The sequence below is a fragment of the Desulfosalsimonas sp. genome (assembly GCF_046483245.1).
Lineage (GTDB): Bacteria > Desulfobacterota > Desulfobacteria > Desulfobacterales > Desulfosalsimonadaceae > Desulfosalsimonas.
On record NZ_JAWODO010000036.1, the window covers coordinates 17,628 to 37,711 of the forward strand.

Genomic DNA, 20,084 nt, shown 5'->3' on the forward strand with positions numbered 1-20,084 from the left:
TATATGAAAGCACCCCGAAACAGACGGGTCTTTGTTATCGGGTACGGCGCTGCCACGCCCCTGGCAAAGACCTTTGAGCAAAGCTGGGAGGCCGCGGTTTCCGGCCGGGCCGGTTTCCGCCGGGTAACGCGATGCCAGGTCAAGAGCAAAAGCAACGTGGTGGGTGAAATCCCGGACTGGGATCCTGCAGCATGCGATTTTGCTGATGCCAAGGAAGCCTATAACTGGAACGCGGACTTTGTTCTCCTGACCATGGAGGTCTGCCGGGAAGCCCTGCAGAGAAGCGGCCTGGAAATGAATGCCGATACCGGTCCCAGGACCGCGTGCCTGGTGGGATCGGCCTTAAACGGCACGGATGCGTTCCGCACCGCCATGGACACCTATCTCAACCGGGGCGCCCTGAGGGTCAGCCCGTATCTGCTGCCCAACCTGTGCGCCAATCTTCCGGCGAGTAAAGCAGGCATGATGCTCGGCTTTACCGGCCCGGTTTTTTCCCCCCAGGGGGCGTGTGCTTCGGGCAACCATGCAATCGGTCTGGGCGCCCGCATGATCCGGGACGGTGACTGCGATTTCGTGCTGGCCGGTGGTGTGGACACCTGCATCATGCCCGAGATTATCCACGGTTTTGCCAACATGAACGCCACCATCAAGGTCAACCCGAATGACCGCGCATATGAGGATCCGTCAAAGGCTTCCCGGCCATTTAGCATCGACCGCAAGGGTATGGTCTTATCTGAAGGCTGCGGAGTACTGGTGCTGGCTGCAGAAGAGGCGATAAAGTCGCACGGCCTGCAGGCCAAAGCCGAGGTCCTGGGCGTGGGCTGGACCTCGGATGCCAATCATTTTACCCTGCCCCACGGCCCGACCATTATCCGCTCCATTGAAGGCGCCATCGACGATGCCGGGATTTCGCCTGAGGACATCGAATATGTCAATGCCCACGGAACATCCACCAGCAAGGGGGACCGCACCGAGATCGAGTGCCTGCGCACCGTATTTGGCAGGGGGGTGAAGAATCTGCCGATATCCTCGAACAAGTCCCAGATCGGCCATACCCTGGGCGCCTCTGCGGCAATCGAGGCGGCTTTCGGCATCGAAGGCATGCAACACGGAATTTTGCTGCCCACCATCAATCATATTCATGACCCGGATCTGGGCGATGTCGACGTGGTGGCAAACCAGGCCCGCAATGCCGGGTATTCGTGTTTTTTGTCAAATGCATTCGGATTTGGCGGCACAAACTGCTGTATAGTATTTAAAGGAGTCTGATAATGCAGCCCAAGCCGTTTACACCGGAAATCCATGATGATGATCCCCGCTTTGTCAGAAACCTGGCAGACGGATTTCTCTGGCACAGAAGCCATTACCGGACCCTGTATGCAGACACGGACCGCTCTGCGGTTGTTTATCATGCAAATTATCTGCGCTACTTTGAGTTCGGCCGCACTTCCCTGATGCGTGATCTTTCCTATCCCTATACGGAAATCGAGGCCAGCGGATATGTTTATCCCATTATTGAAATCGGGGTCAAATACTACAGCCCGCTGCATTACGACGATCCCATGTGGGTTCACACCCGGCCCGGAGACCTGGGACGCGTCCGGCTGAAATTCCATTACATTATCACCCACGGCGAGACCGGTCAGATCGTGTGCACGGGTTTTACGGAGCACTGTGCGCTCAATTCCGCGGGCAGGCCCGTGGGCATTGACGAAAGAACCAAGCATTTATGGGAGATCTTTCCGAAATAGGGGGCACCGGGCGTCTGCCGGTGCGTATCGAGGTCTTTTCCTATCTGCGGGATCATGTCTTCGAGTCCGCCGCGGTTTTTCCCGCGGTGGAGTCCATGCAGCTTCTTGCACGGGCCGCCCGGGGCCTGGAATCAGGCCTGGATGTCGCAACATTGCTTGATGCTGCGTTTGGAAAATTTCTGGTCGTTGGTGAGGAAGAAAAAGTCATTGAGGCGTTTGTGGAATTTGAAAACCTCGGGGATGACCGGGTCAGCGCCGCGCTGAATACCCGCATGCGGGTTTCCGGATCTGCCATGACCCGAACCCGGGAGCATGCAAGGGTCTGTTTTGTCCGCTCGGGCATGATTTCAGAAAATCCGGAGGTTCCGGCTTTTGCGGAATCAGAAACCGAAATGCAAGTGCCCGCCGAGGACGTATACAGGGAACTCGTGCCAATGGGTCCGAAATACCAGAACCTTGCCGGCAGTGTGCAGCTTTGCCCGGCAGGTGCTTTATCCGAAATCCGCGCGCCGGATGTGGGCGAAGCAGACGGGCCGCTCGGCTCACCTTTTGCCCTGGATGCGGCCTTTCATGCCGCATGCGTCTGGGGGCAGAGATATTGCGGGTTTATCGGGTTTCCTGTCGGTTTTGCGCGCCGGCATGTTATCCGGCCCACAGCGCCCGGCGGAAAATATGCCGCCCGGGTATTGCCGGCCGGCAGTGAGCGGGTGGAAAATATTTTTAACCTGTGGATTTTTCAGCCGGGAAACAGGGTTTTCGAGGTTGTCCGCGGCCTGTGCATGCGGGATGTCTCGGGCGGGCGAAAAAACCCGCCGGCGTGGATCCGGCGGGAACAATAAAACCACCGGGTGCTGGCCATGTGGTTTTTGAATTTCGTTCATTAGAATTTGTTCCGATATTCGTGCTTCGAATTTCGAATTTATTCCACGGAATTTTTTTCTGCCCTTAAGGAGGCTGCCTGGGGCCGCCCGCTATGCAGATGGAAACGCACTTGTAAGAATTTACGGGTTCAGCAGTTTCTGGATTTCAGTGTTGTCGTATTTGCCGGCAGCGGAAACCGGGATCCGGTCCACAATGCGGATTAGCCGGGGAATGGCATAGTCCGGCATGCGGTGCCGGAGGTGGCGGCGGATTTCGCTGCTGCTGATACTTGCGGCTACCAGCGCCCGGATTTCGTTTCCCCGGGTGCTTCCGTTGTCGGCGCAGACCACTGCAGCGTCTGTCACATCCGGCATGCCGGCAATCGCGGAGCGGACTTCCTCGAGATCCACGCGCTTGCCGCCCACCTTGACAATCCGGTCGGCCCGGCCGGCCAGCGCGAAGCCGTCCGGACCCGCGGATTTGACCCGGTCGCTGGTGACAAAAAAACCATCCGCGTCCACGGGAAGTTCCGGGGAAATGAAATCCGAGCGGATCGCCAGCAGGTCATCGGTGACTTTCCATTCAATGCAGTCAAAAGGCGTGAAATGCGGCTGGTCATGGGTGCACAGCCGGGTGGCAATACCCCCGGTTTCGGTGGAACCGAAGACCTCGGTGATTCCGAGTCCGGTTTGCCTGTAAAAAGCCCGGCTGTCTGCTGCTTCGAGCCTGGCTGCAGATGAAAGCGCATATCGTAAATTCTCTGCGGCAAAATCCGTGTCAGCAAGCATTTTGTAATGAAGCGGGATGCTCACGAGAATGCTTGCGCGGTCCCCGGTGACTGCACCCTGGATTTCCCGGGGATAGGTCAATTCGCCGTCAATTATGGATGCACCAGCCACCAGCGGTGTGAGCACAGAGAACAAAAGACCGTAAATGTGGTATGCCGGCACGGTTGCGGCAATTCTGTCTTCCGGGGTTACTGCCAGCTTTTGGGCATTATAAATCGCCTCGCCGAAAAGGTTGCCTATGGTTTTGGACCAGGTGCGGGGCGTTTGGGTGGATCCGCCGGTAAAGAGCTTGACAAAGACGCTGTCCGGATGTCGTATTCCGGCGGGTTCCAGCATTCTTTTGCCCCCGGGTTTTGAATCCGGCAATATGGTTTCCACGCCCGAAGGCAGCTCTGCGGGCTCGTCTGCAATGGCTTTTGAAAATCCGTGGACCCGGTGTGTACGGTCAAGCACGGCTGCAGAGAAGGAATGGGGGATTACAAGGGTGACCGGCCTGGTAAGGGCTGCGAGCATGGCCGCGGCCACAACCGCCCGGTTGGTTGCGCAAAGGCAGACCAATTCGGGATTTTCCCCGGAAAAATGTCGATACTGAAAATCGCCGGCCATGGCATAGACGTCTTCGTAGGTGTATCCGGACAAAATATAGGGATGCCCGGGAAATGACGGGCCGGCGGCAATATTTTCCAGGTGCTTTAAAAAAGATGGTATTTTCATAAACTGTGCCGTTTTTTCGGATGGATTTGTGTCTGATGGCTTTTTTGTGTTTGCCACGGCCGCATCGGATATAATATATTGCATTACAAGTTTCAAGTGCTTATTGTACGTAAAATTTGCATTTGCAGGAGGTTTTGTTTGGGTCTGTCCAGATTTTTGGCCAAGCAGTTGCTGAAAACAGGGTTTGCGCGAAGGGCTGTGCGGGAATGTGCGGATTTGCGCATTTTTGGGCAGAAGCCCTCAGGCAGGATGATTGCCGGTCTGATTAGCATTGCAGTGAGCTATATCGCCTGCTGGCCCGTGATCAGCGGCCTGAGCGTGTTTTCCATATATATCGGTCAACCCCTGCTGATTGTGATCGGCGCCCCGCTTATCTGGACTGCGACCCATTTTCTTTGCATGCTCGGAATTTACCTGGCCGGGGCGGATCATTCAAAAGCGCTCATAAGGTATCTTGTGCGAATATTCGTGGAACGGAACGTTCCTGACAAATTGCCCGGGCAGAATTTATATTAACGAAGTCCTTCTGCGGCCAGTTTTACAGCGGCCTCTCCCGTGGCCATGCAGCATCCAATAACCCGGGCCGAGGCAATCGCACCGGAATTCGCGCTGATGCATTTGCCGGCCATGAACAGGTTTTCGATTTCCGCGGATTGCAGACAGCGCCCGGGTATTTCGTAATATTGCCCCTCGGGCGGGTAGTCTGCGGAAAAATTCCCGTTTTCATCCCATTTCTCCACGGGCCAGCATCCCCTGGCTGCCGCATCGGCAAACTTTGCCGCAGAAAGCACTTCTCCGTCGGTAAGCACATAAGCACCGCGGCCGCGAACGCCCTCCCGGTGCAGCACCGGGCTTGAACCTGCCGAAGTGGTACAGTCTTTAAAACCGTTTATATGGCGCCGGATAAATCCAAGCAAATGCGCCTTGATGTCATTGGCCTTTTGCGCAAGAGCTTGTTCGGAGATCTGCGGATCGGTTTTTACAACAGCCCCGAGATTGAGCTTAACCAGAAGCATACCCGGCTCCGGGGAGGGCAGAAAATCCACATGATCCGCCCCGGGCGGCAAATCCCCGTCATCCACGCCATGCCGGATCATAATGTGCCAGCGGACCGCCGGAAAGCCTGAAATTTCGGTGGTCCTGACATGGTAGAGGGGAAAAATGATCGCAGGTGCCTGCCGGGCGGTATCCGGAAAAAGCAGCGAGGCTCCGGCAGCGCGGCAGACTATTGCATCGCCCGAGGCATCCACCACTGCGACGGGTCGGACCCGGTATTTTTTGCCGCCTAAAGTATACGTGAGCGCTTCAATCCGGCTGCCTGATACCCTTGCCCCGCAGAACCGCGCTTTGAAAAGCACCTCCAGATCGGCTTCATTTTCCAGTAACCTGCGCGCAGCAGCAGCATAACTTTCAGGACAAAACGGCAGCACCCAGGCCCGGCCCATACGAAAGGGGCCGTCCACGCCGTCAAGACCAGTCAACAGCCGGGCAAATTCCCGGGCAAAACCGTCATAAAGCATTTCCGGTCGATCGGATCCGGGCCGGCTTCGATACAGGCCGCACAAAGTGGTCATGTACCCCTTTGCCGGGATGCCGCCGATAAAGGCGGCCTTTTCTATCAGCAAGGTCTTGAGTCCCGCCCGCGCGGCAGTAACCGCTGCTGCAATTCCCGCAGGACCGGCCCCGACTACCGCCGCATCCACCGATTTCATGACGCACGCCTTCTCATGTACTTCCCGTAATTTTCAATATCCTGCCAGCATGGGATCACCCGGGAGCGCGCCAGAAACCACTGGATCAGCCTTACGGTGATTGAGTTCCAGTCCGTGGGCGTGCTCCAGGTGGGATCGCCCCTGGCCAGCCGGTCCAGCCGCCTGACCGGATCGTCGTGCTGAAGGTTGGGAGACAGGTAAAAACAGGGCTCCAGCAGCGGGGTCTCCGGGTTCACGCATCCCTGCCCGCAGGCGATGTCATACATGGACGTGTGCTCGTAAATCCGTATGCCCAGTGAAGCAAACACGGCATTGGCCTTTCCGAAGCCCTGAAGATGCTGCTGCGTCAGCTCCCAGTCGTTGTAATTCTCGTCCGGACCGCCAAAAAGGAGAAAAACAGCAAACGGCAGCCCCGCCCGGCCCAGGGCCTGGTAGGTGCGCTCGATATCGGCCATCGTAAATCCTTTTTTCAGGTTGGCCAGCATTTTTTCGGTTGCAGCGTCCACTCCAAGTTCAACGCCTGCACACCCGGCAGCCTTGAAAAGCTCGGCCAGCTCGTGATCCAGCCCGGAAGGGTTACAATAGGCTATCCACCTGATCTTTAAGTCGCGCCTGATTATTTCTTCGCATACTGCTGCGGCATGGGCGGGCGGAAAATTAAATACCCCGTCGACAAAGAAGAAATCAGACATTCCCGTATCCCTGACGATTTTCTCCATTTCATCCACGCACTGGCCGGGGGGTAAAAAGCGCAGCCTGTGTCCTTCCAGGGCCGGGTAGCTGCAGTAGATGCATTCAAACGGGCATCCCCGCTTGGTCTGGATCGCCACAAACCCTCCGCTGGAAAAATACCTGGCAAACTCGATGTGTTCATAAGCCTGCACGGGCAGATCTGCCGGCAATACACCGAAATCCGCCGGATTTGACCGCCACCCGTCGTTTTCACGCCACCATAGGCCGGCAATGGAATCAAAACCCGATTGATGTTCCAGTGCTGACAAAAACGCCGGCAGGCTGCGTTCGCCTTCCCCGGCAATGGCATAATCAACTCCCAGATATGCGGCCAGTTCCGCCGGGGCCACGGAAACGCCGCTGCCGCCGATCACTATCGGGGCCCGGCAATAGCGCCGGATAATTTCCACGATTACGCGGTCGGCGTAAAAATACGCATGGGGCTGCACGTATGCACAATTGTCCAGGTTCCGGATGGACAGGCCGATAATATCCGGGGCAAAATGCTGAATCGCATTTTTGATGGTGCGCCGGATGCTGCGGGCAAAGCACAGGTCCAGAAAATCCACCTCGTGCCCGGAACTTCGCAGCGCGGAAACCACCTTTGCCGCGCCAATGGGCGCAACTGCAAAAGGGGATTTCTCCCGGTTGGTGGAAATCATAAGGACTTTCATGTATCCCGCCCAGACAGAAGCTGTTTGCCCACTGCCGAGAGAAACGCTTCTGCTTCATCCGCCGAAATCAGTGATTCCACATAAACCAGGGTAATGTGGAGGCAATCGGAAAAGGTGTAAAACACAATGCCCATTCCCGGGGGCACCACGACTGTGGGCACATGATGCAGGGATGTGACGCCATGCCCCATGAACTCGTATAAAAATGCAGGGACGGCTCCCGGGTTGGCAAAAACCAGGGAGGCGATTTCCCCGGCAAAGGCCTTGCGGATTTTTGCCGAATACAGGCGGGCGGGGATAAAACGGGCAAGCTCCATTGCGCAGGTATTGGATTCGATCAACTCCTGGCGAACAGCCGCCTGGGTCTGCTGCTTGAAAGATTCCAGCACGGCGTCAAACTCCCGGATCTGGCCGGGCGAAAATCCGCACAGAAGAGTGGCCGCCTGATTGGTAAATACGGGCAGATGCGTTCCTTTTTTCCGCAGGTCCACCGACATCGGGACCACGTAGCCGGGACAACAGACTTGCCGTGCCTGCAGAAATTGATGAAACTTCGCCATGGAAGCGGAGATATAAAAGGCCGAGGCATTTAAAAACCCGCCCCTTTTTTCCGCCATCTCCAGGATCGTCTCGGTCTGCCCGGGAGAAAAAGAAACAACACGGTAATCGAATCTCGGCGCAAGACTCCGGCGGGCGGCCGTATACAGGGAAACCGGCGGACAGGCGGCCAGTTCGTCCACCCGCGCAAAGGATTTTCCGGCCTGCGGCAGCTTGGCCCCTGCCGGCAGGCGCTCGGTGTAGCTGCCTGAAAGCAGGTCTGCCTGGGTGTATTTGTCCCCGCACTGCACTGATTTACCTATAATACCAAGCAGGTATTGCGCGCCGTTGACATCCATGAGCATGTGTGACCATGTCATGACTAAATCTGTGTCCCCGGCTTTGGTATGGACCAGGTCAAAGCGCACAAGCTCCCCGCCTCTTGTATCAAGCCGATGATTTAAAATATCGGCCTTGGTGCGGTGCAGATCGTCTTCTTCTCCGGGCTCATGGCAAAAGACCCGGGGGTATGCCTGTTTGTCCGCAGACGGCAAATGCCAGCAGGGGTTCCATGGGCACAGTCCCCTTTTGACCCTTGCGGCCAGTATGGGAAAGCGCCCCCGGATAATATGAAGCCGGGCTTCAAGTTCAGACCCGGACAACCGGCCGGAAAGCCCCAGCACAATCTGAGCCTGGTTGCCGGCAAACCCGAGCCGCCGCATCTGGTGGTCAAATGCCAGCATCATGCAGTCTGCGCCGTTTAACGGCACTTTATGTGGTTTGCAGGAGCTCATCAATCAGGCCGGCAATGGTTTTGACACTAAACATCCTGTCTTCGTTGATTTCGGCTTCCGGAATCCGCATGCCGAAGGTTTTTTCAATAAAGACAAGGAGCCGCAGCAGGGAAAAGGAATCAAGCCCCGCTGCAATCAGGTGCGTATCTGCACGGATTTCCATACCCGGATCAAAAATCTCGTTTTTCAAAAACCCGAGCAGCGCTGATTCAATCTCATCAAATCCCATCTCACCCATCACCCATCACCCATCACTCATAACCCGTCACTGTGGCCGGATAATCTTTTTTGTGCCTGCGGTTTTTTCAATATATTCTGTAAAATCAATATCTTCCGGGACTTTATAGGCTGCCAGGCGCCGGCGGCAGAAAGCCTTTAGCGCGGATGAATCCACTTCGGCCGAGCGACTGTGCAGCACCACCCTGGCAGCCACGATCTGATCCAGTCGCTCATTCTTCCGTCCGTATACGCACGATTCCTTTACCTCCGGATGCCGGTTGAGCTCGGCTTCCACTTCCCGGGGAAAGACCTTCATGCCCGCCGTGTTGATCACATGGTCTTTCCTACCATAAAGGAACAGATGTCCATCCGCGTCCAAGCCCCCGATATCGCCGGTTTCAAACCATCCATCCACCAGTGCGGCACTGTCGTCAATCCAGGGATCAAAATAGGCGTCAAAAAAACCCGGGCCGCGGAAAAACACCTCTCCGCATGTCATGCCGTCCACCCCTGGATAAGCCTGCGGATTTTTTATTTGCACCTGGTAATCCGGCAGCACAGGTCCCACGGAACCCGGTTTTTCCGCTGGCCGGTCCGTGTTGATGCAGACCAGGCCGATTTCGATGATCCCGTAAGCCTGGGCCAGGGGGAGCTGAAAACGGCGGTAAAACCTCTGGTGAATACACCCGGGCAGCCCGCTGGCAGTGGAAATGGCCAGCCGCACGCCGGGCATCATCTGATCCGAAGAGTCGGCAGCCAGCAGGGAATAATGAAACGGCGAGGCATAGAGCAGTGTGACGTTGTTACGCCTGATGGATTCCAGAATTGCCCGGCTCCAGATACCGCCTGACAGAACGATACCCGCCCCGCATGCAAGGTACAGCACAATGGTGGAAACAAAATGGTGGCTCATGGGAAGCGTCCACAGCACCCGATCGGCCTGCGTGATTCTTAAAACCTTGTTTACTGCACAAATGCGGTCATATATTCGCTTATGGGAAAGCACCACGCCCTTGCGCGAACCGGTGGTGCCGGATGTAAAACGCACAAAAGCCATGTGGATCCCGGATTCAGGCCGGGCCCCGGAGTAGATGGACCGAAAATAAAAAGGGGTTTCCACCTTCGGGCACCTGCCGGTCTGCCAGCTGTCACCCCCGCCCTGATGATGAATTATTGCGGACAACTGCATGCGGTCGCAGACCTGCCGTACCTCGGCTTCCTTGAAATCCGCATCAATAGGAACCACTGCTGCATCAAGCTTCCACAGGGCATAGGTGAAAGCAATATAGGCAGGGCTGTTGACAAAACACAGGCCGATCATCTGCCGGGGCAATACGCCGAAAGCTCTTAGATCTTCGGCAAGCGCGCAGATCATGTCATCGAGTTCCCTGTAGGAAACCGTGATGTCTTTGTCAATTATGGCCGGCTTTTCCGGGTACCTGCCGGCCGCATCCTTGAAAAGCGCGTATAGGTTCATCAGAGATCCGCATTTTCCGGGGGGTTATCCGTGTTCGAATCCAGGTGGTTTTCCATCATTTTACGGGCCTCTGCCATTACCTGCTCAATCGGCAGCCTTATGATGTCGTTTGCGGATATGCTGCCTGCCCATCGCACCTGTATCCGGTTTCTGACACAGGTGTTAAACAAAAACCTGCCGGGTGGAAACAGTCTGTCAGTATTGGTGATACATAACACCTCAATCGGGGTATTGGCGTTTCGGGCGATTTTAAAGGCTCCTGTGTTAAACTCACCTATACGACCATTCCGGCTGCGCGTGCCCTCAGGGAAAACAAACAGGACACCGCCTTCTGCCAGGTAATTGTGCATATATTCAATCCGCTCCATTAAAAGCGAGGCCAGCCTGCCGTTTCCTTCTGACGGTATATAGCCCGCAGCCTGAAGTACCTGCCCGAATATCGGGATTCGGAAGAAATCCTTTTTAACGATTGTGCTTTGCCGGTAAAAGCAGGTGACCATGATCACAGGATCCAGATAGGACCGGTGGTTGGAGACCACCACACAGGATTCAAATCCCGGGATACGGTCGTCGATTTCCACTGCCAGGCCCGGCACCGCTGTCCGAAGGAGCCACAAAAAACCCCTTAGAAAGCGATGATTTAATTTTTGAAAAGCGAGTTTGCGATCTGCGGCAAATATGGCGGCCGCAATATAAAGGGGCGCAAAAAAAAATACAAATCCCACGGTAAAATATGTCCAAAGCACCAGGGTAACGACAGCATCCACAAAGATCTTTAGATATTTCGGGCAAAGCGGCATGCTATGGAGAATAAGCCTTGACAATCAGGTTGGTGTTGACGCCGCCGAACGCAAAATTTTGAACAGCCGCGGTTTGAATCGGTTTTTGGGTCAGTTGCTGCACATGATTGATGGCTGCACACCTCGGATCGATGCGGTCCAGGTTGAGTGTGGGGGCGATAAAGCCTTTTTCCATCATATAAAGGGTCAAAATCGTCTCAATCACCCCGCAGGTGGCCATGGTATGTCCCATGTAGCTCTTTAGCGCACTCACCCGGGGACGGTTGCCGTAGATATGCTCAATGGCCTGGGATTCAATGACATCACCCATTTTCGTGGCCGTGGCATGGGCGCTGATAAAGTCCACGGCTTCCGGGCCGATACCGGCGCTGTCCAGTCCGATCCGGATCGTCTGGCGGATGCCTTCAAGATTCGGCAGAATAAGGTCTCCGCCGTTGTTGTTGCATGAGAACCCGATCACCTCTCCGATAATATTTGCTCCGCGGTTTCTGGCAAATTCGTGTTCCTCCAGAAGCACGGCCCCTGCTCCTTCTCCCACCACAAGACCGTCGCGATCCTCGTCAAACGGCCGGGGAGTCAAATGGGGATAATCATTGTAAGCCGTGGAACAGGCCAGCAGATTATCAAACACGGCCACAGTGGTGGTGTCGTATTCATCTGCCCCGCCGCAGATCATGGCATCCTGCATGCCGTATTTCACCATTTCGTAACCGTACCCGATAGACTGGCTGGAAGTGGTACATGCTGTTGAAGACGAAATGACCCGCCCGGTAATATGAAACATCTTGGTAATATTAACCGCCGTGGTGTGGACCATGGACTTCAGATAAGACACCGCGCCTATTGTGTCCGTTTCAGAAGGATCTTCGCGGAAAAACGTCCGATAGATATTTCGCTGCACCGAGGGGCTGCCGTGGGTGGAGCCGAAAGCCACACCGAGCCTGCCAGAAGAGATAAAATCCTTGTTAAGACCCGATTTTTCCAGCAGGTCCCGGACAACCCGGCAGGCGTAATAGGAAACCGGCCCCATGGTTTTGCTATATTTGCGGGCAAAATCATAAGTAATGGGGTAATCCACTGTACCGTAAACCTTGGAATGAATGTAGTCGCTTAAAAGATCGTCGCTGCGGAGTGGTTTGACACCGGAAACCCCGTTCTGCAGGTTTGCCGCGATTGTCTCTTTTGAATCGCCGATAGGGGTGATTGCGGCTTCGGAGGTTATAACGACTCTTCTGTCCATTACCGATTCACAGAGTCTGTCTTGGTAGCATTCTGCACGGGCATCATTTCCTGGACATAGTCGCAGATCTGGTTGACGGTCCGGATATGCAGCATGGCATCTTTTTTGGTTTCCTGGTCCAGGGAAACCCCAAAAATTTTTTCAAGCTCTATGAGCAGTTCAATGGCATCAATACTGTCAAACCCGTGCATGTCCTTTAAATCGTCATCCGGCGCCGGATCGTGAATTTCAAACTGCTCACGGAATATTTTATATATTTCTGTTTGTAATTCCTCGCGAGTCATAATATCCTGTACTTTTAAGCATTGAAATAGGGTCCCTGCAGTCGCAGACCCTCAAACCGGTACAGCCGGATACCGGCTTTTTTCCGGAAATATAACCATGAACTTATAATGTTTAAGGCAAACAGCCCCGATAGTCAAGACAACATTTAATCCTCACGGATCTGCAAAGCGGAATCACTGCAGGCGTCGATCCATTTTCCAGCAAAAGGAGACGGCCAATGAATGAAGATTCATACGTCAAACTGGCCCGCGTGCTTGACACTCTGCCCAATGGTTTTCCGCCCACTGCCGACAACGTAGAGATTCGGCTGCTAAAAAAAATTTTCAAGCCGGACGAGGCGGAACTTTTCTGCCGCCTGAAGCTTTATTTTGAAACCCCCGAGCAAATCAGCCAGCGTACGTCAATCCCCCTGTCCGAACTTAAGGAAAAACTGCCGGCAATGACTGATAAGGGCCAGATTTTCGGCATTGATCTGGGCGGTTTAAAATTATACCGGATGGTGCCCTGGGCCTTTGGCATCTACGAATTTCAGATGCCCCGCATGGACCGGGAGATGGCCGAAATGTGCCAGCAGTACGAAGATGCCTTTGGCCGGCAGTTTTTTGCAAACACCCCCCCTTTGATGCAGGTCATTCCCGTGGAGGCCGAAATTTCCGGCAAGCACCAGGTGCTGCCCCATGAACGGGTTTCGCACATCATAGAAAACAGCAAGTCTTTCATGTATTTTGAATGCATCTGCAAGAAAGAAAAGGCTTTGCTGGGAAAACCGTGTGACAGGCCCGTACAGGTATGCACTGTATTTGCCCCTATTGCCGGGATATTTGACAATCATCCCTTTGGCACCCCAATGACCCGGCAGGAGGCCTATGACCTGTTAAAACGCACCGAGGAAGAGGGGCTGGTGCATATGACATGGAACGTGCAAAACGGCCATTACTTTATCTGCAACTGCTGCGGATGCTGCTGCGGGGTACTTCGCGGTATCAACGAAATGGGCTTTGATACGGCCCAGGTGGTCAATGCCCATTATTTTGCGCAAATCGATCCCGATGCCTGCACTGCCTGCGGCATTTGTGAAGAGGAGCGCTGCCAGGTAAATGCCATTGAACCGGGAGAAGAAAGTTACAGGGTAATTGCGGAAAAATGCATCGGCTGCGGCCTGTGCGTCACCACCTGCCCCACCCGGGCAATCAGTCTGGTACACAAGCCGGAAGACCAGATCCGGACTCCGCCTCAAGACGAAATGCAGTGGTATGAATTACGGGCAAAAATGCGGGGGGTTGATATCAGCAGTTTTACCTGATGCCATATCAATCCGCGTGCCAAACTACCACGGCGGCTTTCTGCGCACGGCACAAGCTCTTCGCGCAGGCATCCATCCGGAAACGCTTTATGCCCTGCGCGACTCGGGCGTTATAGAGAAGTACACGTCGCGCTTCCGTACGGAGCCGAGGAGCCTCGTTTGGAACACCCGCCGATTAAAACCTGTCGGTTCTCCGGGCGTGCGTATACCGAGGGAGTGGAAAACTATGAAGTCGAAGCTTTTGCAGCGCGCATCTACTCTCCGGAAAAGACACTGGCCGATTGCTTCAAATTCAGAAACTAAGGTGGGGACGGAAAATCTCAAAAAAGTCTCTGCATCAGTGCATCAGCGGCTTCTCAATAAGGCCGGTGAATGGGGACGCTGTTAAAATTATAAATTTTAATCTTTGCAGTATTTTTTCAGGCAGTTATTTTGGTTATATATCAGAAGCATATGGCGGGTTTTCTGCCAGACCTTTATAAACCGGGAATCCTATATCAAGCTTTTATTTGAGATGTAAAACAGGAGGGGCACAATGTCGAACGCGGACGAGAAAAAGAGGACTCTGGAAAAAACATCCTCAGGAATCCCCGGTTTTGAAGGCATAACACATGGCGGAATTCCCCACGGACGCCCCACCCTTGTATGCGGAAACGCGGGTTGTGGAAAAACCCTGTTCGGCATGCAGTTCCTGGTGGCGGGAGCCACCGAACAAGAGGAGCCCGGTGTGTTTGTTGCCTTCGAGGAAACCGAATCCGACCTGAAAACAAACGTGGCATCCCTCGGCTGGGATCTGGACACGCTTTGTGAACAGAATAAATTTGCGGTGGAAACCATCAATATTTCTTCAGAAGAAATGATAGAGGCGGGCCGGTATGACCTGGAAGGACTTTTCGTACGGCTGGACGCAGCAATCAGGGAGATCGGGGCCCGCCGTATTGTACTTGACACAGTTGAAACGCTTTTCGGTGCTTTCATGGACGCCCATATTGTGAGAGCGGAGTTTCGAAGGCTGCTGCGGTGGTTCAAGGATAGGGATATTACCACCGTGGTGACCGCAGAACGCGGCAGTGGCGGTCTTACCCGCTTCGGTATAGAGGAGTATGTATCGGACTGCGTGATTGAACTTTCACAGACAGTTTCCGGCCAGACCACGCGAAGGCACTTGCGTATTCTAAAATACCGGGGCTCAGAGCACGGTACAAACGCCTATCCATTTTTGATCGGCCAAAGGGGCATTCATCTTTTCCCGGTTACAGAACTAGGACTCGATTTCCCGGTATCCGAGAAACGCATTTCAAGCGGCATACACCGCCTCGATGAGATGCTCGGGGGGAAGGGCTTTTACCGTGGCTCCAGCCTGCTTCTGTCAGGTACCACCGGCACGGGAAAGTCGAGTATAAGCGCAAGTTTTGCAGCCGCCGCCTGCGCTCGCGGCGAACAGGTTCTTTACATCTCCTACGAAGAAGCCCGGACACAGATCATTCGCAACATGAAATCCATCGGGATCGATCTGGAGAAATGGTACGAAAACGGCAGGCTTGGCTTTCATACCGAGCGGGTTACCACGCACGGTCTGGAGGAGCACTTTTTTCTGGTAAAAGAAATCATTGATATAAACAAGCCTGAAGTGGTGGTTATAGACCCGGTGAGCAATCTGCTGCAGATGGGATCACCGGAAGAGGTGAAAAATCTGCTGACCCGCCTGATAGATCTGTTGAAATCACAGGGTATTACAACCCTTGTCACTGAACTGATAACCGGAGGGCACCCGTTGGAGTCCACCAGCACGGAGATTTCATCGTTAATGGATGCCTGGCTCCTGCTGCGGGACATTGAAAGCGGCGGGGAGCGCAACCGCCTCCTGCATGTGCTCAAATCCCGCGGCATGGCACACTCTCATCAGGTCCGGGAGTTTATTCTGACCGACCATGGCATTGAACTAAAGGATGTTTATGCAGGCCCTGCCGGACTGGTCACAGGTACTGCCCGCTATACACAGGAAGCACAGGAAGAAGAGCAACGCCATCGCCGCATAGAGGAAATCGAGCGCAGGAAAAATGAGCTGGAACGTAAGCGAAAATTAAAAGAGGCAAGGCTCAAAGAAATAGAAACCCAATTTCAGGGCGAAGAAGAAGAGCTCTTGCGTGCTATCCGGGAGGCTGAGCAGGAAGAAGAAAAGTTTTCAAAGACCGGGCAGCAGCGCAAAAAAATGCGTGGCGGCAGTTGAAACATGGATTGACAGGGCCGGATCCTGGGTAAAAAAGACAGGATATAATGCCACAGGACAGAAACATGTCAGAAGGAAATAATATGGACAAAGCAGGCCATAATAACAACAATCAAGGGGAAAAAGTCGATAAATCCCGCCCCCGTTTTCAACTCAGGCTTTTTGTTACAGGCAGAACCCCCCGTTCACAACAAGCCATCCAGAACATCCGGCAAATCTGTGAAGAATATTTGTCAGGAGAATATGAGCTTGAAGTCATCGACGTGTATCAAAATCCGGCCCAGGCCCGGGAGCACCAAATCCTGGCTGTGCCAACCCTGTTAAAGGAACTGCCCCCGCCGCTGCGCAAGGTTGTCGGCGACCTTTCGGAAAAAGAAAAGGTTTTGGAGGGATTGAATATTCAACCCAAAGAAAAGGCCGGTACTCAGGAGAGAAACAGTTGAGAAGAAGTGGCATTCGGCAAAGACAGCGAGTAACGACCGATGACCCGGAGCGACGAGTGATAAGCACTGAGAAATAAAAAATGAACCACAAATCACAGGACCCTTCACAATCCACGGATGTTCTGCGGGAAAAACAACGCCGGCTGCAAATTGTTGAGGCGCAAATACAGGCTGTTTTTAACAATGCTCTTTTCGGCATCATTTTTGTGGACGAACATGGGACCATAACGTTTGCCAACCAACGTATGGCTGAGATGCTGGGATGGGATTTGGAAGAGTTGGTGGGTTCAGCATATCTTGATCATATTTCTGAGCAGGAGTTGCAGGAAGCGGAGCAAAAAACTTTTCAGCTTATCAGGGGAGAAATTGATCATGTGACCACAGAGTGCCAGTACAGGCGAAAAAATGGCACGATTTTTTGGGGCAAGCTTGAGGCGGCACAAATAAATTACCCGGAAGGCTTTTCTATAGGGCTTGCGGGGATCATCTCGGATGTCACTGCGCAGAAAGAAGCTGAGCAGAAACTGCAGTCAGCATATGACAAACTGGACAAGCTCGTTGAGCTAAATTCGGATGGTATCATGGTAATTGACCTTGAGGGGACCATCCTTTTTATTAACCCTGCTGCTGCACATATGCTCGGTCGAACCGAGGCCGAACTGCTGGGAAAGCAGTTCGGATATCCCCTGACGCCCGGCGAAAGCACGGAGATCGAATTGCTTGCCGGCAACGGCACGGTAAAAGTGGCGGAATTGCGTGCCAGTCAAACAGAGTGGGACGGAAAAACTGCAATTCTTACATCATTCAGGGACATCACTGAGCGCAAGGAAGCCGAAGAAAATCTTCGCCGCATGGGATTCCGTGACTCACTGAGCGGGCTTTACAACCGCAATTTTTTCGAAGAAGAGATGAATCGCCTCCAAGACGGGCGATACAGCCCGATCGGGATTATCATCTGCGATGTTGACGGAATCAAATTTATCAACGATACGCTTGGACACCAATCCGGAGACGAGATACTAATCAGCATTGCCAATCTCCTCAAAAACAATTTCCGTGTCAGTGATATCATCTCCAGGATAGGAGGTGATGAATTTGCAATCCTTCTGGCGGGAGTGGATCAGGATGTCGCGGAGAAACTTGTGAGGCGTCTGCGGCAGGGAATAAAGGATCACAACAAGACAAATCCAGGTTTACCCATTTCGCTGTCTATCGGCTATGCCGTGAGCAAACAGCGACCTGTGGATATGCAGGCGCTGTTCCGGGCGGCAGATGACAGGATGTATCGGGATAAGCTCCAGCGTGAGAAAAGCTCCCGAAGCGCGCCGGTTCAGGCTTTGACAAAGGCCATGGAAGCCAGGGACTTTATTACTGAGGGTCACAGCGAACGGTTAAAGGAACTGGCGGCTTCCCTGGCACACTCAATTGATCTGGGTGAAGACACCATAAACGATTTGCTTTTACTGTCCAAATTCCACGATTTAGGTAAGGTCGGTATACCGGATCGAATTCTTTTCAAGCCCGGCCCTTTAACCGGTCAGGAAATGGAGGAAATGCAAAAACACAGTGAGATCGGGCACCGCATTGCACGGTCTGTTCCCGACCTGGCGCCTATAGCCAAATGGATTCTCTGGCACCATGAAAGATGGGACGGCCAGGGCTACCCCCAGGGTTTACAAGGTGAGAACATTCCCCTGCTTTGCCGGATACTCGCAATTGTGGATGCTTATGATGCAATGACAAGAGACCGGCCCTATCGGAAAGCCATGACCCGCGACGAGGCAATCGAACAGCTGCGGCTCTGTGCCGGCACCCAATTTGATCCGAATCTGGTTGAAAAGTTTATCATGATCGAGCATGAAGCAGACCGTAAATGACACCTATTTTCCCGGTTTTCAGTCACACAACAAAAAAAAGTACTTGTCAATACACCAGAGACCTTCGAGGAGGTGGTTGAAGGGGCAAGGATCTTTTTGGCCCTGTTACAGTCTCTCTTGCCCGCGGGCAATCATTCCGCTCTTAAAGGCGACCAAACCTAAAAAGAAAGGAATCAGTTTCCAAACTTTTCCCCGTGTATAGTTGGGATTCAGACTTGGCGAGTTTACCCCTATAACGCAACTTAAATAATTTATGTTTGTCGAAGCCAATCCTTTCTGCTATACTGCGCGACAAAAAGCAGAAAGGAGGCGCCTTATGTTGCCAGAGACCCGGCAGCCGGACTGTCCGTATTCAGTCCCGAAATTCAATCTCAACCAAAACGACATTGATGATTTCTTAAATGAACTCAGGGGTTTTCATGAGCAATTTGCCGACTGCTTTCATCGCTCTGAGTCCAGAGATCATTTTTTCCGTTATATGGCAGGTCAGTTCAGTGAACTGGACCGCAAATCCATAGAGCCAATTGCATACTCCGCAGAAGGCGGACATGTAAGGGCGATGCAACGCTTTGTATCCGACGCCCCCTGGGATGATGAAAAGATTATGGCCAAGTATCGTAATATTGTATATGAGGACCTCGGCCATCCCGATGGTGCCATCGTTTTCGATGAAAGCGGATTTGTCAAAAAGGGAAACGACTCCGTCGGTGTTGCCAGGCAATACTGCGGTGCTGCGGGAAAGGTCGAAAACTGCCAGGTCGGGGTTTTTGCAGCATACACATCCCCTTACGGATATGCCCTTGTTGATAAGCGGCTTTTCATCCCTGAAAAATGGTTCGAGCCGGGGTATGAAGCCCGCCGCAAAAAGTGCAAGCTTCCCGATGATATCGGGTTTAAGACCAAGCCCCAGCTTGCAGTTGATATGCTCGAAGAAATCGCTGGCCAAGAAACGCTTCCTTTTCGTTATATCCTGGCTGATTCAGTATACGGCAACAGCCCAGAGTTTATAAATGCCGCAGATTCTCTTATTGACGTAACATACATGGTCCAGGTGCCCGAGACCACCTTATGCTGGCTCAAGCAACCGGTAACGATCAAGAAGAGCTACACTTACAAGGGCAAAAAGCGCACAAAAAAGGTCCTTGCCGACGAATCCGGTAAGCCCGTTTCGTTTAAAAACATAGCTGCCAACCTTAACAACTTTTTCTGGTACAGGCGCAAGGTGTCTGAAGGCACCAAGGGACCAATTGAGTATGAGTTTACAAAAAGGCGGGTGGTGCTTGCCAAAGATAACCTGCCGGACAAAACCGTGTGGCTGTTGGTGCGGCGAACCATTGAAAAGCACCCTCAATACTCTTTTTTTATTTCCAATGCCCCGAGCAGTGCGCGCTTGAAAACCCTGGTCTGGCTCAGTGGCCTGCGGTGGTCCATAGAACAGTGTTTTGAGGAAGCCAAAACAGAGCTTGGCATGGATCACTATGAGGTCAGGAAATTTCCAGGATGGCATCATCATATGTTAACCTGCATGCTCGCGCATTTCTTTCTCTGGCACATAAAGATCAGATTGGGAAAAAAAAGCACCAGCTATTACGGTGTCGCAGCTTAGAGTTCTTTTGAAAACTGTTTTGCCCATGCGTGTATTCGATG

At 53.3% G+C, this 20,084-nt stretch carries 18 protein-coding genes and 1 pseudogene; 10 read left to right on the forward strand and 9 right to left on the reverse strand.

All coding sequences use genetic code 11. From position 1 onward, the window contains the following. The first annotated feature begins 3 nt into the window (after nucleotides 1-3). The 3 genes from R6U41_RS03555 to R6U41_RS03565 are packed head-to-tail and all read left to right on the forward strand — an operon-like array spanning nucleotide 4 to nucleotide 2,590. Nucleotides 4-1,269, forward strand: coding sequence for a beta-ketoacyl-[acyl-carrier-protein] synthase family protein (locus R6U41_RS03555; protein ID WP_410268458.1), 1,266 nt, complete (start codon nucleotides 4-6; stop codon nucleotides 1,267-1,269). 2 nt (nucleotides 1,270-1,271) lie between these two features. Continuing rightward, nucleotides 1,272-1,751, forward strand: coding sequence for an acyl-CoA thioesterase (locus R6U41_RS03560; RefSeq protein WP_410268459.1), 480 nt, complete (start codon nucleotides 1,272-1,274; stop codon nucleotides 1,749-1,751). Continuing rightward, nucleotides 1,730-2,590 carry a polyketide synthase dehydratase domain-containing protein gene (locus tag R6U41_RS03565; protein WP_410268460.1) on the forward strand — a complete coding sequence of 287 codons (861 nt, stop codon included), beginning with the start codon at nucleotides 1,730-1,732 and terminating at the stop codon, nucleotides 2,588-2,590. The genes R6U41_RS03560 and R6U41_RS03565 overlap by 22 nt, the downstream gene beginning before the upstream one ends. Before the next feature lie 162 nt (nucleotides 2,591-2,752). Here the strand turns inward: R6U41_RS03565 and R6U41_RS03570 are convergent, their stop codons facing one another. The 9 genes from R6U41_RS03570 to R6U41_RS03610 form a co-directional block, all read right to left on the reverse strand. Further along, entirely contained in the window at nucleotides 2,753-4,114 is a 1,362-nt protein-coding gene (locus tag R6U41_RS03570) for an AMP-binding protein (protein ID WP_410268461.1), read from the reverse strand. Nucleotides 4,115-4,626: 512 nt separating this feature from the next. Continuing rightward, a complete protein-coding gene (locus tag R6U41_RS03575) occupies nucleotides 4,627-5,826 on the reverse strand; it encodes an FAD-dependent oxidoreductase (RefSeq protein WP_410268462.1) in 1,200 nt (399 codons plus the stop codon). Continuing rightward, nucleotides 5,823-7,232: a lipid biosynthesis B12-binding/radical SAM protein gene (locus R6U41_RS03580; protein WP_410268463.1), complete on the reverse strand. Its 1,410-nt coding sequence runs from the start codon at nucleotides 7,230-7,232 to the stop codon at nucleotides 5,823-5,825. Before R6U41_RS03580 ends, R6U41_RS03575 begins: the two co-directional genes overlap by 4 nt. Next, nucleotides 7,229-8,515 carry a hypothetical protein gene (locus R6U41_RS03585; RefSeq protein ID WP_410268464.1) on the reverse strand — a complete coding sequence of 429 codons (1,287 nt, stop codon included), beginning with the start codon at nucleotides 8,513-8,515 and terminating at the stop codon, nucleotides 7,229-7,231. The genes R6U41_RS03580 and R6U41_RS03585 overlap by 4 nt, the downstream gene beginning before the upstream one ends. Before the next feature lie 25 nt (nucleotides 8,516-8,540). After that, nucleotides 8,541-8,801 carry a phosphopantetheine-binding protein gene (locus R6U41_RS03590; protein WP_410268465.1) on the reverse strand — a complete coding sequence of 87 codons (261 nt, stop codon included), beginning with the start codon at nucleotides 8,799-8,801 and terminating at the stop codon, nucleotides 8,541-8,543. A gap of 27 nt (nucleotides 8,802-8,828) precedes the next feature. Then, entirely contained in the window at nucleotides 8,829-10,259 is a 1,431-nt protein-coding gene (locus R6U41_RS03595) for a class I adenylate-forming enzyme family protein (protein WP_410268466.1), read from the reverse strand. Next, nucleotides 10,259-10,876, reverse strand: a complete 618-nt coding sequence (locus R6U41_RS03600; RefSeq protein WP_410268467.1) for a lysophospholipid acyltransferase family protein — start codon at nucleotides 10,874-10,876, stop codon at nucleotides 10,259-10,261. The genes R6U41_RS03595 and R6U41_RS03600 overlap by 1 nt, the downstream gene beginning before the upstream one ends. A 184-nt stretch (nucleotides 10,877-11,060) precedes the next feature. After that, nucleotides 11,061-12,299, reverse strand: coding sequence for a beta-ketoacyl synthase N-terminal-like domain-containing protein (locus R6U41_RS03605; RefSeq protein WP_410268468.1), 1,239 nt, complete (start codon nucleotides 12,297-12,299; stop codon nucleotides 11,061-11,063). After that, nucleotides 12,299-12,583, reverse strand: a complete 285-nt coding sequence (locus tag R6U41_RS03610; RefSeq protein ID WP_410268469.1) for an acyl carrier protein — start codon at nucleotides 12,581-12,583, stop codon at nucleotides 12,299-12,301. The genes R6U41_RS03605 and R6U41_RS03610 overlap by 1 nt, the downstream gene beginning before the upstream one ends. A 218-nt stretch (nucleotides 12,584-12,801) precedes the next feature. Between R6U41_RS03610 and R6U41_RS03615 the strand changes: the two genes are divergently transcribed. From R6U41_RS03615 to R6U41_RS03645, 7 genes and pseudogenes are all read left to right on the forward strand, one after another. Then, on the forward strand, nucleotides 12,802-13,887 hold the full coding sequence (locus tag R6U41_RS03615) for an ATP-binding protein (protein ID WP_410268470.1): 1,086 nt from the start codon (nucleotides 12,802-12,804) through the stop codon (nucleotides 13,885-13,887). Continuing rightward, nucleotides 13,838-13,996 (forward strand): annotated as a pseudogene (locus R6U41_RS03620) (type IV toxin-antitoxin system AbiEi family antitoxin domain-containing protein); the annotation flags it as partial. The gene R6U41_RS03615 and the pseudogene R6U41_RS03620, both read left to right, overlap by 50 nt. Before the next feature lie 50 nt (nucleotides 13,997-14,046). Further along, nucleotides 14,047-14,190 carry a hypothetical protein gene (locus R6U41_RS03625; RefSeq protein ID WP_410268475.1) on the forward strand — a complete coding sequence of 48 codons (144 nt, stop codon included), beginning with the start codon at nucleotides 14,047-14,049 and terminating at the stop codon, nucleotides 14,188-14,190. Nucleotides 14,191-14,422: 232 nt separating this feature from the next. Beyond that, nucleotides 14,423-16,117: a circadian clock protein KaiC gene (kaiC, locus tag R6U41_RS03630; RefSeq protein ID WP_410268471.1), complete on the forward strand. Its 1,695-nt coding sequence runs from the start codon at nucleotides 14,423-14,425 to the stop codon at nucleotides 16,115-16,117. 83 nt (nucleotides 16,118-16,200) lie between these two features. Further along, a complete protein-coding gene (locus R6U41_RS03635) occupies nucleotides 16,201-16,560 on the forward strand; it encodes a circadian clock KaiB family protein (protein WP_410268472.1) in 360 nt (119 codons plus the stop codon). An 80-nt stretch (nucleotides 16,561-16,640) separates the two neighbouring features. Beyond that, entirely contained in the window at nucleotides 16,641-18,437 is a 1,797-nt protein-coding gene (locus R6U41_RS03640) for a PAS domain S-box protein (protein ID WP_410268473.1), read from the forward strand. A 253-nt stretch (nucleotides 18,438-18,690) separates the two neighbouring features. Further along, nucleotides 18,691-20,043 carry an IS701 family transposase gene (locus R6U41_RS03645; RefSeq protein WP_410268474.1) on the forward strand — a complete coding sequence of 451 codons (1,353 nt, stop codon included), beginning with the start codon at nucleotides 18,691-18,693 and terminating at the stop codon, nucleotides 20,041-20,043. The last annotated feature ends 41 nt before the right edge of the window (nucleotides 20,044-20,084 follow it).